The organism is Mucilaginibacter sp. UYCu711, from assembly GCF_050433825.1.
In the GTDB taxonomy this organism is placed as follows: Bacteria; Bacteroidota; Bacteroidia; order Sphingobacteriales; family Sphingobacteriaceae; genus Mucilaginibacter.
In genome coordinates this window covers 122,672-137,043 of the sequence record NZ_JBNPWM010000001.1, presented here as the reverse complement: position 1 = coordinate 137,043, position 14,372 = coordinate 122,672, and the positions used below count along the sequence as shown (strand labels likewise).

At 41.6% G+C, this 14,372-nt stretch carries 14 protein-coding genes; 6 read left to right on the top strand and 8 right to left on the bottom strand.

Annotated features, from left to right (window positions below):
• Positions 1–63 precede the first annotated feature (63 nt).
• The gene (locus ABIB50_RS00640; RefSeq protein WP_429376362.1) at positions 64–513 is read right to left on the bottom strand and encodes a response regulator; all 450 of its coding nucleotides are present in this window, start codon (positions 511–513) and stop codon (positions 64–66) included.
• A gap of 119 nt (positions 514–632) precedes the next feature.
• Between ABIB50_RS00640 and ABIB50_RS00635 the strand changes: the two genes are divergently transcribed.
• The gene (locus tag ABIB50_RS00635) at positions 633–2,813 is read left to right on the top strand and encodes a sensor histidine kinase (RefSeq protein ID WP_429376360.1); all 2,181 of its coding nucleotides are present in this window, start codon (positions 633–635) and stop codon (positions 2,811–2,813) included.
• Between the two features lie 13 nt (positions 2,814–2,826).
• On the opposite strand, the gene ABIB50_RS00630 is transcribed toward ABIB50_RS00635, so the two are convergent.
• Together ABIB50_RS00630 and ABIB50_RS00625 are read right to left on the bottom strand one after the other, a co-directional pair.
• Positions 2,827–4,584, bottom strand: a complete 1,758-nt coding sequence (locus ABIB50_RS00630) for an ABC transporter ATP-binding protein (protein ID WP_429376359.1) — start codon at positions 4,582–4,584, stop codon at positions 2,827–2,829.
• Positions 4,574–6,316 (bottom strand): ABC transporter ATP-binding protein, encoded by a 1,743-nt coding sequence (locus ABIB50_RS00625; RefSeq protein WP_429376357.1) that lies wholly within the window; start codon positions 6,314–6,316, stop codon positions 4,574–4,576. The genes ABIB50_RS00630 and ABIB50_RS00625 overlap by 11 nt, the downstream gene beginning before the upstream one ends.
• A gap of 100 nt (positions 6,317–6,416) precedes the next feature.
• Here ABIB50_RS00625 and ABIB50_RS00620 point away from each other — a divergent pair, with 100 nt between their 5' ends.
• From ABIB50_RS00620 to ABIB50_RS00610, 3 genes are all read left to right on the top strand, one after another.
• Positions 6,417–7,019: a GNAT family N-acetyltransferase gene (locus tag ABIB50_RS00620; RefSeq protein ID WP_429376356.1), complete on the top strand. Its 603-nt coding sequence runs from the start codon at positions 6,417–6,419 to the stop codon at positions 7,017–7,019.
• 70 nt (positions 7,020–7,089) lie between these two features.
• Positions 7,090–7,311 carry a CDGSH iron-sulfur domain-containing protein gene (locus tag ABIB50_RS00615; RefSeq protein WP_429376354.1) on the top strand — a complete coding sequence of 74 codons (222 nt, stop codon included), beginning with the start codon at positions 7,090–7,092 and terminating at the stop codon, positions 7,309–7,311.
• Between the two features lie 96 nt (positions 7,312–7,407).
• Positions 7,408–8,208, top strand: a complete 801-nt coding sequence (locus ABIB50_RS00610; protein ID WP_429376353.1) for a tRNA pseudouridine synthase A — start codon at positions 7,408–7,410, stop codon at positions 8,206–8,208.
• An 81-nt stretch (positions 8,209–8,289) separates the two neighbouring features.
• Here ABIB50_RS00610 and ABIB50_RS00605 read toward each other — a convergent pair whose 3' ends face one another.
• Complete coding sequence (locus tag ABIB50_RS00605) at positions 8,290–8,502, bottom strand: VF530 family DNA-binding protein (RefSeq protein WP_429376351.1); 213 nt, start codon at positions 8,500–8,502, stop codon at positions 8,290–8,292.
• A gap of 56 nt (positions 8,503–8,558) precedes the next feature.
• Positions 8,559–9,218, bottom strand: a complete 660-nt coding sequence (locus tag ABIB50_RS00600) for a bifunctional 4-hydroxy-2-oxoglutarate aldolase/2-dehydro-3-deoxy-phosphogluconate aldolase (RefSeq protein ID WP_429376349.1) — start codon at positions 9,216–9,218, stop codon at positions 8,559–8,561.
• Positions 9,219–9,643: 425 nt separating this feature from the next.
• Between ABIB50_RS00600 and ABIB50_RS00595 the strand changes: the two genes are divergently transcribed.
• A complete protein-coding gene (locus ABIB50_RS00595; RefSeq protein WP_429376347.1) occupies positions 9,644–10,669 on the top strand; it encodes a PfkB family carbohydrate kinase in 1,026 nt (341 codons plus the stop codon).
• A gap of 10 nt (positions 10,670–10,679) precedes the next feature.
• A complete protein-coding gene (locus tag ABIB50_RS00590; RefSeq protein WP_429376345.1) occupies positions 10,680–11,129 on the top strand; it encodes a YhcH/YjgK/YiaL family protein in 450 nt (149 codons plus the stop codon).
• Positions 11,130–11,302: 173 nt separating this feature from the next.
• On the opposite strand, the gene uxaC is transcribed toward ABIB50_RS00590, so the two are convergent.
• From uxaC to ABIB50_RS00575, 3 genes are all read right to left on the bottom strand, one after another.
• Complete coding sequence (uxaC, locus tag ABIB50_RS00585; protein ID WP_429376343.1) at positions 11,303–12,709, bottom strand: glucuronate isomerase; 1,407 nt, start codon at positions 12,707–12,709, stop codon at positions 11,303–11,305.
• 72 nt (positions 12,710–12,781) lie between these two features.
• A complete protein-coding gene (locus tag ABIB50_RS00580; RefSeq protein WP_429376342.1) occupies positions 12,782–13,804 on the bottom strand; it encodes a hypothetical protein in 1,023 nt (340 codons plus the stop codon).
• A gap of 21 nt (positions 13,805–13,825) precedes the next feature.
• Positions 13,826–14,038 carry a hypothetical protein gene (locus ABIB50_RS00575; protein WP_429376341.1) on the bottom strand — a complete coding sequence of 71 codons (213 nt, stop codon included), beginning with the start codon at positions 14,036–14,038 and terminating at the stop codon, positions 13,826–13,828.
• Between the last annotated feature and the right edge of the window lie 334 nt (positions 14,039–14,372).

Here is a 14,372-nt window from a genome sequence, read left to right as displayed (position 1 = left end):
GTAACGTTTACTAAGCAGTATTGTTATATTAATATACGTACCTTTTTATAAAACAGTTGCCAGTTACGCACGCGGTTTCCCAATGGCATTAAGCTCTGCATGAGCCAGCTGTAGTTTACGGGCAAGGTCTTTATTTTCTTTACGCAGATTATAAATTTCAAGCGCGTTTTCAATATACATTTTTAGTTCATCGTTTTGCCATGGCTTAACCAGGTACTTATAAACCTGGCCCCGGTTAATTGCATCCATAACCGCATTTATATCAGAAAAACCTGTTAACAGTATCCGTATCGTATCAGGGTAAACAGGTAATATCGATTCTAAAAACTCAATCCCTGTCATTCCCGGCATGCGCTGATCTGTTATAATCACCCCTATCTCCTGGGTATCCAGTATCTTACGGCCTTCTTTTGCCGAGCTTGCTATAAATATCTCAAAATCACGCCTAAACGCAGCTTTAAAACTATTCAGATTATTAATCTCGTCATCAACATATAATACACCTATTGCCATGATAAAATTTTAAGGGGTATACCCGGTTTATATTTTAAATTGTAAAAAATGCCTTACTTTTTAATTTTCTGTGCATTTTTATAGTCATTACCAATTGGTAATGTACTGCTTCCGTAAAAATGAAAAAAATATTGTTAATCCTATGCTTCTTCCTACAAAATATTGCCGCATTTGCTGCAAAGCCAGATACTTTAAAAATCCAAAATGATGAAACGCGCTATTTAACAAACAAATATTTTTTAGAACTGGAAGATCCTAATAATGTATTGCTGCCTAAAGACGCCGTAAACAACAGTAAATTTCACAGCATCACTGCAGCCTTCGCCCGATTAACCTACTCCAAATCTGTCACCTGGTTAAAGTTCACAATAAAAAACAACACCACACAATCTTATTTACCTGTTACTATTGGTAAAAGCATTATTGACGATTTTGATATCTATTACATGGATACCATAATCCGTAACGGGCATAAAGAGGCTGCTCTTAAGGGGTTGTCTGCCAAGGACCCCATGTATAATACAAACATGCTAACGCAAAGTATTACGTTGATTAATGCACCAATAACGCCCGACTCTTCCAGGACCTTTTATGCACGGATAAAAAGTAACGCATCTACAGTTATCCCTATAGAAATAAACAGTGCCGACCAATTTATCCATAAACGCAGTATAGATAACCTGATGAACGGTGCCATGGTGGGCATGTTCATAATAATGGCCCTGTATAATTTAATGCTGCTGGTTATTATTGGCGATAAAAACTACCTGTACTATGTTATTTACATTGTATTTTTAGGGATAAACCAATCCTTATTACTGGGCTTTGGCAGTAATTTATTTCCGGACAATCTTCAGTTTCTGAATAATTACGTTACCCCGGTTTTAAGAATATGTTTTGGATTTTCGTTGCTGGTATTTGCCGGGGAGTTTTTACAATTCAAGGAAAACCTTAAGCAGTATTATAAATTTTACCAGTTTTTGTACGTATTGTATTTTATATCGCTTATAGCAACTTTTTTTGATTACACCCATTTCGCCTATTCGTTAATTACCATGGCTACAGTAACTACATCAACCAGTTTATTGGTGTTGGTTACCATACTTTATATACAAGGGTTTAAGCCGGCTAAGTTTTTCATAATAGGCTGGGGCTTTTTTTTAATAGCGCTATTAATATCTATTTCGCGTAATAGCGGTTTGGTTCCTTTTAATAACTTTACGGTTAATGTGGTTATTTATAGCGCGTTAATTGAATTGATATTATTCTCGGTAGCGTTAGCAGATAAAATAAATTTTTACAGGCGCCAGAATACCGAATCGCAGTTAACAGCACTTACTATTGCACGGGAGAATGAGCGTTTAATAACCGAACAAAATATCTTTTTAGAAAACAAGGTAAAAGACCGTACCCAGGAATTAATACAAACCAATCAAAACCTGTCGGTAACTATTGATAACCTGAAATCGGCACAAATACAATTGCTGGAGACGGAGAAAATGGCTTCGCTTGGGCAGCTTACCGCCGGTGTGGCGCACGAGATAAACAACCCGATAAACTTTGTTAGCTCGAACGTTAAACCCCTGCGTGTAGATTTTGATGAGTTGTTTTTATTGCTTACCAAATATGAGGTAGCGGCAAATAATCCTGATAAGCCCTACCTGCTTGAAGATGCTAATGATTTCAACAAAAAAATAGATGCTGAATTTGTTAAGAATGAAGTGTATGTGTTGTTGGATGGTATTGAAGATGGCGCGGTGCGTACTGCAGAGATAGTACAAAGCCTCCGCACCTTTAGCCGGATGGATGAAATGGCATTGGTACCGGCAAATATAAATACAGCTATACTAAGCACATTGGTTATCTTAAGAAGCTCCATACCTTACTTTATCGAAGTAAAACCCATATTTGATGATATAGAACCGTTAAACTGTTATTCGGGTAAGATAAACCAGGCGCTCATTAATTTAATTAACAATAGTATCCAGGCTATAAAAGCAAAACCAAAATATGCTAATGAAAGTATTACTATTTATACCTATGACCATCCCGGCCATATAACAATAAAGATAACAGATACGGGGATAGGCATGACCGAGGCGGTTAAACAACGCATATTTGAACCTTTTTACACCACCAAAAACATTGGCGAAGGCACCGGCCTGGGCCTGTCAATTGTATTTGGAATAATTGAAAAACATAAGGGTAATATACAGGTGCACTCAACACCCGGTTTTGGATCAACTTTTACGGTAACGCTGCCTAAAAACCTGGTGGATGAGGAAGAGGATCATAATTAGTATTGATTCAATATTAACTAACCCTTTTCCCTTTCAGCAACATGTCCATAGCATCGTTTAACGACCCTGCCCTGCTAACCTCGCCCGAGTTTACAAAGTAGATCTCGTCCGCTTTTTCTATAGTATTTAAGCGGTGCGCTATAATTACCCGGGTTGTAGTTTCGGGCAGGTTATTTAAAATATCGCCCAATAGTTTTTCGGTAATGGTATCAATATTGGCGGTAGCTTCATCCAGTATCAACAAGTCGGGATTACGTAAAACGGCGCGCATAAATGCGATCACTTGTTTCTGCCCCAGGCTGATACTGTCACCGCCTGATGTTACCCGGGTATCCAATCCACTCTCAAATATCGCCAATAAACTACCCAGGTTGGCGTCGGCAATTACCTGCTCCATTTGCTGGCTGGTATGATCTTTATACAGCGCGTTACCATATAAAATATTCTCGCGTACGGTGCCGGTAAACAAAAAAGGTTCCTGTAAAATAAAGCCTGTTTTTTGTGAACGCTCTTCGGCATCATAACTTTTTATATCCTTGCCGTTTAATAATACCACGCCTTTGTTTGGATCATACAACCGGGCAATTAATGATGCCGTAGTGGTTTTACCACCACCGGTTGGACCAACTAATGCATAGGTTTTGCCCCGCTCCATTTTAAAGCTGACGTTATGTAATATCTCATGATCATCAGCATAACCAAAATGGACATTTTTAAACTCTAACAGTGCGGCTTCAGGTTCGGCTGTGGCAGCGTCAACATTAACAAGGTTAGATTCTAAACCCAGGATCTGCGAGATCCTGTCCCACGCCGCCATAGCCGTCTGGAAGTTGGCCCATAAGGCTGCCAATTGCCTAAGCGGGTTATAGAACAAGGTGACATATGATAAGTAAGCGATAAGCAAACCAATAGAAAAATCTGTCCCTATCAAATAAATCCCATACACCAATACCGTTAACTGCGCCACGCTGGAAAACAGGCTATATACCGGCATAAAAATATTATTGGCTAACCCTGCGCTTATAGCCGTTTTATAGTTTTGCTGGTTAGCACCATCAAACCGTTTCCTGAAATAATCGCGGCGGTTAAAAGCGATGATCACTTTAAAATTGTTCAGGCTCTCCTGGATCTCGGCGCTCATGCCACCTACACTTTTCAGATTTTTGGCATTGGTACGTTTAACCCATGGCGATACAATAGTAGTAAACAACAGGATTAAAAGCATAGGCGCTATGGCCGCCAATCCTAACTGAACATGGATCAGCAATAAAAATATCCCGGCGCCGGTCATGGTAGCTATACTCCCGATGAACTGAACCAATGATTGCGAGAAAAACTGGTTCAGCTTATCCGTATCATTATTAACCCGCGATATCAGGTCGCCGGCTTTGTTCTGATTAAAAAAATCAACCGGTAATAACTGCAACTTATTAAAAATAGCATTACGCAGGGTAAACAACATCCGCTGCCCCACCCCTCCCATCAGCTTGGTTTGCCCGTAGCTTGTAGCCAAAGCCACCATAAACATGGCCAGCAATATGCCCGCGTTTACCAGCACACCATGGTACTGTTTGGTTTGCACATATTTATCAATAGTATGCCCAATAATAAGCGGGCCCAGCAGGTTAAGCGTTGAGTTAATGAGGATAATAAATGTAGCCAGTATCAGGGTAGGCCTTTCGTGGGCAATTAACTGCAATAGCTTTTTCAGTGCGGCAAGGTTTGATGTCTTTCCGGCTTGCTCCGATAGGTTGTTCAAATTATAATTCATAATTGCTGGTGCTTTGTTGTGAATTAAAAATTTGCACATACTCCGGGCTGGTTTCCATTAAATGAGTGTGCGACCCGCTTGCTATAACCTCGCCCTGCATCAACAATATAACTTGGTCGTAATGTTCAATAGCGGCAATTTTTTGTGTTACTGATAGTAAAGTTATCTCAGGATAATTTACCTGCACATTGGCCAGGATCTTCTTTTCGGTATTGGCATCAACCCGCGCGGTAAAATCATCAAGCAACAAAACTTTGGGATTAACGGCCAATGCCCGCGCCAGCATTATCCGTTGCTTTTGCCCGCCCGATAGGCTTGAGCCACGTTCGGACACTATGGTATTCAACCCTTCAGGCAAACTATCAATAAAGTCTTTCAGTTCGGCCGTATCAATTGCTTTTTGCAGCGATTCATCGGTAACAGTGTCGCTAAACGCGATATTTTCGCGGATGCTCATGTTAAAGATGATACTGTCCTGGAAAACAAAACCAACCTGGCTATGAAAAGCCTCGCTGTTATAGCTGCTGATGGGTTTGCCGTCATATTCTACCTCGCCGCTGTCAGCGGGGATTAAGCCGGTAAGCAGGTATAGTAATTGTGTTTTACCCGCAGCAGTAGGGCCTATAATGGCAATTTTTGATCCGGCCTTTATATCCATCGACACATCTTTCAATGCCGGTTTTTGCCCGTAGCTTATGGTGATGTTTTTAAGCGCTATATCGCCCTTTATAGCGTCGGTAATGGTTCCGCTGTCTTCCATATCAGGCGCGGTCAGTATCATGCTTATACGCGTATATGATGCCGTTGCCTGGGCTATAATATTGCTCATGAACCCGATGATAAGTATCGGGAATATCAGCATAGATAAATAACTGTTAAATGCTGCAAACTGCCCCAGGCTCATGCTGCCGTTTATCACATAATGCCCGCCCAACGCCAGTATGGTTAATGCCGAAAGATTGGCAGTAAACGTAATAACAGGTATTAAACCGGCAAACATGCGTAATATAGACAAGCCAAAATCACGGGCTTTGGTGTTGGCCTCCAAAAACTTAGCGGTTTCCAGGTTTTGCGAATTGATAACCCTTATCAGCGCAGCGCCCAAAATGCTTTCGTTAATGATCTTGTTTAACCAATCAATAACCTGGCGGCTTTCAATAAACAACGCCCTTACCTTTTTTAACACATAAAAAAACGTCCCGCCAATTATAGGAATGATAGCTATAACCGTTAAAGCTAAGCGCGAGTTAATGGTCAGCAATAAAACACTGGCGCCTACAATGATAAATAACGAGGAAGCAATTGATACGATGGCCTGCGATACAAACAGCTTAATCGAATCGGTATCCGCAGTTAAGTTGGTAAGCAATTTTGATGGATTTGCCTTTTCTATAAAAGCATGGCTCTGTTTGGAGATCTTGTCAGACAGCTTGGTCCGCAAGTCGCGCGCTACACGTTCTGACGCATAGGTTTGGATAACGCTTTGCAGATAGCCGAATATAAATATCAGCCCAATCGCAACACTAAACTGCGTAACCAGGTGCTTTACATCAAAAGTTTTATGGGTATAGGCGTCAATGCCACTGGCTATCAGCTTTGGCAGCAAAAGGTTAATGCCGTTACTTAAAAGCGCGAACACCAACAGCAGTGCTACTAAACCGCCATAGGGCTTAAGCAAAGCGAATATACCCGGCGGTTTTTTTTGATCGGTATGAGGTTTTTCTGGCGGCATGTATGTTTATTTGCAAATATTAGCAATTGTTTCAATTCTCAGTATCAAAGTAGACGATTGTTTCAATAAAACATTTTAACAATTATTAAAAAATCAACAAATGGCCCAAAACATCAATAAAAATGCAGATTATACGTTAGAAGATAAGAGCGTATTACTCAGGCCGCTGGTAACTACCGATCTGGAGTATCTATTGCCCTTCGCGTTGAACGAGACTGATACCTGGTATTATTCAGCAAAGAACCCTGCCGGCGAAGACGGCATGCGCGAATATATCGCCGAAGCACAGGAAAACCGCGAAGCAGGTAAGGAATATCCATTTATAGTTTACGATAAAACCACTGGCAGGTATGCAGGCAGCACCCGCTTTTATGATATACAGAATGATAATAGATCCGTACAGTTAGGGTACACCTGGTACGGCAAAGATTTTAGGGGGACAGCAGTAAATAAACATTGCAAGTTTTTACTATTATCCTTTGTATTTGAAACCATGGGCTTTGAGCGTTTAGAGTTTAGGGCCGATGCACGTAACGAACGCAGCATTGCCGCCATGAAAAGCATAGGCTGCACGGTTGAAGGTATATTAAGAAATCATATGTTTTTGTATCATGGCGAACGGCGGTCGTCTATAATTCTGAGTATTTTGAAGGACGAATGGTTTGGCGGTGTTAAAGAAATGCTGAAGGGAAAGTTAAGATAGATTCTGAATAGCACTTAGTGTAAAAACCCTGTCGCCATTAAATTATATTTGCTGCAAACATAATTTATATATGAGCACAAAACTTACCATTAATAATAACGGATCAGTAAAAATCGACGGCGATTTTGAAATTGTTGATATGCAGGGCAATGCCTACGGCTTACAGGGCCGCACTATAGTATCTATTTGCCGTTGCGGCATGTCGCAAAACAAACCTTTTTGCGATGGCTCACACAAAGGCCATTTTGAGCATGAAGCTATCGCTTTTGATTTGCCGCCGAAAAAAGTTTAACCACCCCTCCCAACCCTCCCCAATGGGGAGGGCTTTCAAACATATTTTATAAATTGTACATTTAAAGTCTCCCCTTTGGGGAGATTTAGAGGGTCTATGCGCTATTTCATACACATCGGTTATCATGGCACTAAATACAGTGGCTGGCAAAAACATCCGGGTGTATTAAATGTGCAGGAGGTGTTGGAAACCACGCTAAGCGGATTATTAAAAACGCCCATTTACATCTCAGGCTGTGGCCGTACGGATGCCCAGGTACACGCCAGCCAGTTCTTTTTTCATATGGACGTGGAACAGGAATGGGATTTCGACCTTTTCTTCCGCCTGAATAAGATCCTGCCTGATGATATCGCAGTGTTTGATATCATCCCCATGGAGGGCCTGCCCCACGCCCGCTTTGATGCCATCCAACGATCCTACGATTACTTTATCCATACTTATAAAGACCCATTTTTAAGCGAATTCAGCGCGTTATATCTTGAAAAGAACTGGGACCTTGATAAAATGAAAGCCGCCGTAGCCCTACTGCCGCTTTATAACGACTACCGTGGTTTCTGCAAAAGCCCTGACCGGAACGATCATACCATTTGCAACGTAACATCAGCAGCTTTATTTACTGATGCGCAAAGCGACAAGCTGCGTTTCCAGATCTCGGCTAACCGGTTTTTAAGTAAGATGATAAGGATAATTATGGGCAGATTACTGGATATTGGTCGTGGTAAAATGAGTGTGGACGAATTTGAATCGCACCTCATCAGCAAAGAAACTCCGGCCATTATTATACCGGCTTACCCGCAGGGGTTGTATTTATCAAAAGTTACTTATCCTTATTTGGATCTTGCGCCACGGAGTACATTTGCTTTGTTGAAGGATGAGTATAGTTGGTTAGCTGTATAAGCCCCTCCCAACCCTCCCCGGAAGGGAGGGCTTAAAAAGCCAAATTAAAAGTTTCCCCAGCCGGCGGAGATTTAGAGGGGGCTATTTCCCCTTCACATACAACTCTTCCACCTTCTTTCTTGCCCAATCCGTTTTACGCAGAAATTTAAGGCTTGATTTAATGCTGGGATCCTCCAAAAAACAATTAATGCGGATGCGGTAGCCCAACTCCGGCCAGCCATATTTGGCTACCAGCTCGGTGAGGATGCTCTCCAATGTTTTGCCATGAAGTGGATTATTGAGTTGGTCGGCCATAGTCAAATTATATATAAAACTTGTCATTCTTCGCTACCGCTCAGAATGACAAAAAATTATCTGCTCGCGTTTACTATCGCGATAGCTTGTTTGGTTGATTCTGTAAGCTCTGCATATTTTTTACCCTCCATAACGGCGGCACTAATTAGCTGGCTACCCATACCTACGGCGCAAACACCTGCTTTAAACCAGCCGCCAATGCTCTCTTTAGTCAACTCGACACCACCCGTTGGCATAAACAATAAGTTTGGAAATACCGCCTTAACAGCCGATAAGAATGATGGACCCAATACATTGCCCGGGAATAGTTTAATAACCTTAGCGCCCAAATTTTCAGCTTTGATGATCTCTGATGGGGTCATACAGCCGGGGATCCAAAGCACATTATTTTTATCCGCGACTTCAACTACTTCGTCAACCAGTCCGGGGCTGATGATGTAATCGGCACCTGCATCAATAAATGCCTGCGCGCCTGCGCGGTCTTTAATGGTACCAATACCTAAATACATACCGCCTAATTCTTTATCGCAAACTTCGCGCAGTTTGGCAAAGTTTTTTAATGCGGCTTCGCCACGGTTGGTGTATTCAATTGTTTTTATGCCTGCGGCATATAAAGCGTGTAATATATCTACGCTAACATCAGCGTCTTTGTTAAAAAACAGGGGCAAAATACCTTGCTCGGGTATCAGTTTTAAAATTGTGGCTTTCTTATCCATTTGTTGTTTAATAATTGGATGGTAAATGTAGAAAAGAAATATCAAAACTGGTAAACCGCCGGTCATAAATAGCGGAAAACCGCTTTTAAAGGAGGGGGCTCCTGTGGAGCCATTAAAACTATCACTTATATGCTATAAACAGGTAGTTCCTCTGGAACTGTGTATGTTTTAAACCTAACTCCGGTAGGAGTTGCCTGTTTATAGCAGGAACCCAATGAGATAGAGGCTCCGGAGGTGCCTCCTATAGACCTGAGTTTAAAAGCGACTCCTTCCATAAATAGTGACGATTTTTATGCAATCGATTGTAGTTATTTTTCCGCTAAAAATCTTCATAATTAGTCAGGTTTAATGTACTTTTGGTCACTTCGGATAAAAACCACGTAGTATCTATAAACTTATTTTCAATTTAAAACAGCGCAATAACGATGTCTAAAAAAGTCGTAACCCTTGGAGAAATAATGTTAAGGTTATCAACTCCTGATTATAAAAGATTTGTACAAAGCGATAGTTTTGATGTTACCTATGGTGGCGGCGAAGCCAACGTAGCAGCAGCACTTTGCAACTATGGTTTAAACGGGACGTTTGTATCAAAAGTACCGGCAAACCCAATTGGCCAGGCAGCAATAAACCACCTGCGCCGTTATGGTGTTGATACGCAGTTTGTTGCACGTGGCGGCAAGCGCTTAGGTATTTACTTTTTAGAAACCGGCGCTTCTATGCGTGCATCGCAGGTTGTTTATGACCGTGCCGACGCTTCAATATCAGAAGTTGATGCAAGCGAGTTTGACTTTGATAAAATATTTGAAGGTGCCGATTGGTTCCACACTACCGGCATCACCCCTGCCCTTAGCGATAAAGCTGCCGCACTTACTTTAGCTGCCTTAAAAGCCGCCAAAGCAAAAGGCATTACTACCAGCATCGACTTAAACTACCGTAAAAAGCTTTGGAGCAAAGAAAAAGCACGCCAGGTAATGACCGAGCTTTGCCAGTATGTTGATGTTTGTATTGGCAACGAAGAAGATGCCGACACCACCTTAGGCTTTACCAGCGAAGGCACCGACGTAACCAAAGGCGAGTTGAACCTTGACGGCTACAAAAGCGTTTTCAAACAAATGCAACAGAAATTCGGCTTTAAATATATCGCCTCTACCTTAAGAGAGAGCCATAGTGCATCTGATAACGGCTGGAGCGCATTGGTATATGATGGAACAGAGTTTTATCATACCAAACAATACGAAGTACGCATAATTGACCGTGTAGGTAGTGGCGACTCATTCGCCAGCGGTTTTATTTACGGTTTAGTAACCGGCATGCAATTAGGTGATGCTGCCGAATTTGGCGTAGCTGCTTCTGCAATTAAGCACACTATCCCGGGCGATTTGAACCACGCTACTTTAGGCGAAGTTCAGGAATTGGTTAAGGGTGATGGTTCTGGCAGGGTACAGAGATAATTATTAGATTATGATTATAGACACACTTGCAAGTGCCGAAAAATATTACGGCCTGCATACAAATTTCAAGGCTGCGTTTGAGTTTATCAACTCGACCGATTTAGAAACATTGGCTGCTGGTAAACATGATATTACTGACGGACTGATCGTAATAGCATCAGAAGCTGAAGGCAAGACCGCCGAAACTGCTACTGATAAATTTGAGTGCCATAATAAAAATATCGATATCCAGTTTTGCATCCGCGGAAACGAAACCATTGGCTGGAAACCCCGCACCGACTGCAAAAGCCCAAAAGGCAAATACAACGACGAGAAGGATGTGTTATTTTATGGTGATAAGCCTGATATGTACTTCGCACTAAAAGATAGCCAGTTTGTTATTTTTTACCCCGAGGATGTACATGCGCCCATGATTGGCGAAGGATTGATCAAGAAGTTGGTGTTTAAGGTTAAAATATAGTTTCATTTAATCATCATAAAAAAAGAGGGCTCACCAAATGGTGAGCCCTCTTTTTTTACAAACACGTCATTGCGAGCGAAGCGTGGCAATCTCTACACGCCAGGTAAATCGTAAACCTATCGTGTAGAGATTGCCACACTCGTTCCTCGTTCGCAATGACGGGCGTTAAATATTTACTCATAAAAACCAAAATATTCCCTGGCGTTATTGTAGCAAATGTCCTGTACAATTTTACCCGTCCATGCCAGGTCATTTGGCAACTCCCCATTTTCAATATCAGTGGCTAACAGGTTGCACAGTATCCTGCGGAAATACTCATGCCTTGGGAACGACATAAAGCTGCGCGAATCTGTAAGCATACCCACCAGCCTGCTCAACAGGCCAATGTTTGATAAGGAATTCAATTGGTCTATCATCCCCTGTTTCTGATCCATGAACCACCAGCCCGAACCAAATTGTACCTTACCGGCTACTGATCCATCATTAAAATTACCGGTCATGGCGGCAAACAGGTCGTTATTAACCGGGTTGCTGTTGTAAATGATGGTCTTTGCTAATTTATTATCAGTATCCAGTCTGTCCAGGAATTTTGACAATGCTTTACCGTGCGTAAAGTCACCTATAGAATCCCAGCCGGTATCGGGGCCTAAAGTTGCCAGCCCGCGGGTATTGTTATTGCGCAGGGCACCCAGGTGATATTGCTGCACCCAGCCTTTTTCATGGTCCCATAAAGCAAACTGGTACAACAGCGCCGATTTAAACTTCAGGTTCTCATCAGCAGTTATGGCATCATTAGCCCTTATCTTTTTAAAGATGGCTTTGATCTCATTTTCGGTATAGTCGGCCGCGTAGATATGATCCAACCCGTGATCTGATAGTTTACTGCCGTTAGCCGCGAAATAATCATGCCGGTTTTTAAGCGCTGCCAGGTAATCATCTAAATCGTTAATGCTAGTGTTTCCTACTTTTTCAAGCTGATTGATATAAGCATTTAGCGTAGCCACATTATCCACATTCATTGCTTTATCCGGCCTGAACGATGGCAATACCTGTACGCCAAAATCATCCTGTTTTATTTTTTGATGATGAGCAAGGTTATCTAAAGGGTCATCGGTTGTACCTACTACCTCAACCTTAAATTTCTTCAAAAGGCCGCGCACGCTATATTCCGGCGATTGCAGTTTTTCGCTGCATTCATCATATATTTTTTTCGCTGTCGCGGGAGACAGGATCCCGGTGATCCCGAAATAACGTTGCAATTCTAAGTGTGTCCAGTGGTATAATGGGTTACGTAAGGTGTAAGGCACGGTTGCCGCCCATTTTTCAAACTTCTCCCAATCGCTTTTATCGCCGGTTATGTAGGCCTCATTAACACCGTTTGCACGCATAGCGCGCCATTTATAATGGTCGCCGTTAAGCCATATGCGGGTTATGTTTGCAAACTGTTTATCGGCAGCTATCTCATCAGGTGGTAAATGGCAATGGTAATCAATGATCGGCATCGATTTGGCATAGTCATGATATAGTTTTTGGGCGGTTTTACTTTCTAATAAGAAATCGTCATCAAGAAAATTCTTCATTGCTGGGTTTATAATTTGCAGACAGCAATAATACTTTTTATAACCTGCTTTAACAACCCTAAAATACCGAAACTATGCTATCGATTGCGGAGTTGTATGCGTTAATAACTCTTCAACTAAAGCCGATAAGCTAACCGAAGCGCAGGCTATTACCTCATCACCCGCGCCGTAATAAATATATAATGTATCGTTAAACAGGGCGGTACCTGTAGGGAAGCAAACATTATCCACATCGCCGGCAAGTTCGTAAGGCTGATCGGGTTTAAACAGCGGGTAGGGTAACCTGGCAATTTCCTTCAGCGGGTCGTCCAGCTCAAACAAAGCGGCACATGCCGAATATAGGTAACCCGTGCCAACATCCTGTACCCCATGGTAAATGATCAGCCAGCCGGCTTCGGTTTCAACAGGCGGGCAGCCACCACCCACGTAACTTATTTCATGCAGGTAGTTTGGTTTCAGAAGGATGTTTTCTTCGAGATTGGAAATGTAACTTTCCCAAAAATCAAAAGTTAAATCGCCCAGGTCATCAACCATAACCAATTGAATATCAGGTTTTATTCGATGTAAAAAAGCAAGTTTATTATTTATGCGGCGTGGGTAGAACATCACATCCTTATCCATGACAATGTTGTCGGGCGCATTATAGTCTTTACGATAGCGTTCAATAATGCCGGCATTACTTTTAGCCAAATCGTCAAAATCGCTATATTTTAACTGGGGCACTATAATACCCTGTTTTTCGAAGTTTTTTAAATCTGTCGAAATGGCAACGGATCCCAATGCGTCAGTACCATCAAAAGCGACATAACACATATAATACGTATCGGCTATCTTAACTATGCGTGGGTCCTCCATCCCATGTTTTTCAAAGTCGAACTCGGGATATAACAACGGGTTAGATAACCTTTCTGCAACTGTTAACGGGCCATCCAGCTCACAATAACCAATAGAAGATAAATTACCTTTACTTACTGCCCGATAAAAAAGATGGACATTATTCCCATCTTTTATCACGGCAGGGTTTAAAACTCCTTCATTCTCAAAAACAAGGTTTGAAGGGCGTAAAATAACGCCTTCTTTTTTCACAGTTATCATAATAAGTTTAAGATGGGCGGCTTAACTATTTTTCTTCGACGTAACTACAATTACAATACCACCAATTAACAATATGCCACCTACATAGGGCGGCCAGTTAACCGACTTTTCCCGATCGGCCGAAACCTGGAGAGGGCCGGCATCAATAATTTTTTCTTTTTTGGTGTAAGTAAACCCGGTCCATATAACCATAATAAGGCCCAGGATAATCATTGCAATTCCAAATATTTTCATGTTCATGGCAGTAAGTTTGATTATACAATAATTTTTAAACGGGATTGTTTTAAAGTATTTGATAAGAATCCGGCACTAAAACGAAATTCTAAATCATGATACCTAAGATTCTTAGGCGTGATCCACGTCCGATGATCCACTCACCCAAACAACAGCCAAAAATAGCAATTTTCAAACTGTTTGATTATTAGCAAATTACGTAAGTAATATAGCTAAAAATCCTGACGAATAAGAGTGATCCAAAGTGATCCGCTCAAAAAATTAAATAGTTAACTATCAAATAGTTAGTCAAAAAACATAATCCACATGATCCACCTTTTAAAGTGGATCGCCT

Bases quoted from the DNA above. Each gene is read 5' to 3' on its own strand.
- ABIB50_RS00580 (WP_429376342.1), bottom strand. From the start codon at position 13,804: ATGATAACTGTGAAAAAAGAAGGCGTTATTTTACGCCCTTCAAACCTT.
- ABIB50_RS00595 (WP_429376347.1), top strand. From the start codon at position 9,644: ATGTCTAAAAAAGTCGTAACCCTTGGAGAAATAATGTTAAGGTTATCA.
- ABIB50_RS00610 (WP_429376353.1), top strand. From the start codon at position 7,408: ATGCGCTATTTCATACACATCGGTTATCATGGCACTAAATACAGTGGC.
- ABIB50_RS00575 (WP_429376341.1), bottom strand. From the start codon at position 14,038: ATGAAAATATTTGGAATTGCAATGATTATCCTGGGCCTTATTATGGTT.
- ABIB50_RS00640 (WP_429376362.1), bottom strand. From the start codon at position 513: ATGGCAATAGGTGTATTATATGTTGATGACGAGATTAATAATCTGAAT.
- ABIB50_RS00625 (WP_429376357.1), bottom strand. From the start codon at position 6,316: ATGCCGCCAGAAAAACCTCATACCGATCAAAAAAAACCGCCGGGTATA.
- ABIB50_RS00635 (WP_429376360.1), top strand. From the start codon at position 633: ATGAAAAAAATATTGTTAATCCTATGCTTCTTCCTACAAAATATTGCC.
- ABIB50_RS00600 (WP_429376349.1), bottom strand. From the start codon at position 9,218: ATGGATAAGAAAGCCACAATTTTAAAACTGATACCCGAGCAAGGTATT.
- ABIB50_RS00620 (WP_429376356.1), top strand. From the start codon at position 6,417: ATGGCCCAAAACATCAATAAAAATGCAGATTATACGTTAGAAGATAAG.
- ABIB50_RS00605 (WP_429376351.1), bottom strand. From the start codon at position 8,502: ATGGCCGACCAACTCAATAATCCACTTCATGGCAAAACATTGGAGAGC.
- ABIB50_RS00590 (WP_429376345.1), top strand. From the start codon at position 10,680: ATGATTATAGACACACTTGCAAGTGCCGAAAAATATTACGGCCTGCAT.
- ABIB50_RS00615 (WP_429376354.1), top strand. From the start codon at position 7,090: ATGAGCACAAAACTTACCATTAATAATAACGGATCAGTAAAAATCGAC.
- ABIB50_RS00630 (WP_429376359.1), bottom strand. From the start codon at position 4,584: ATGAATTATAATTTGAACAACCTATCGGAGCAAGCCGGAAAGACATCA.
- uxaC (WP_429376343.1), bottom strand. From the start codon at position 12,709: ATGAAGAATTTTCTTGATGACGATTTCTTATTAGAAAGTAAAACCGCC.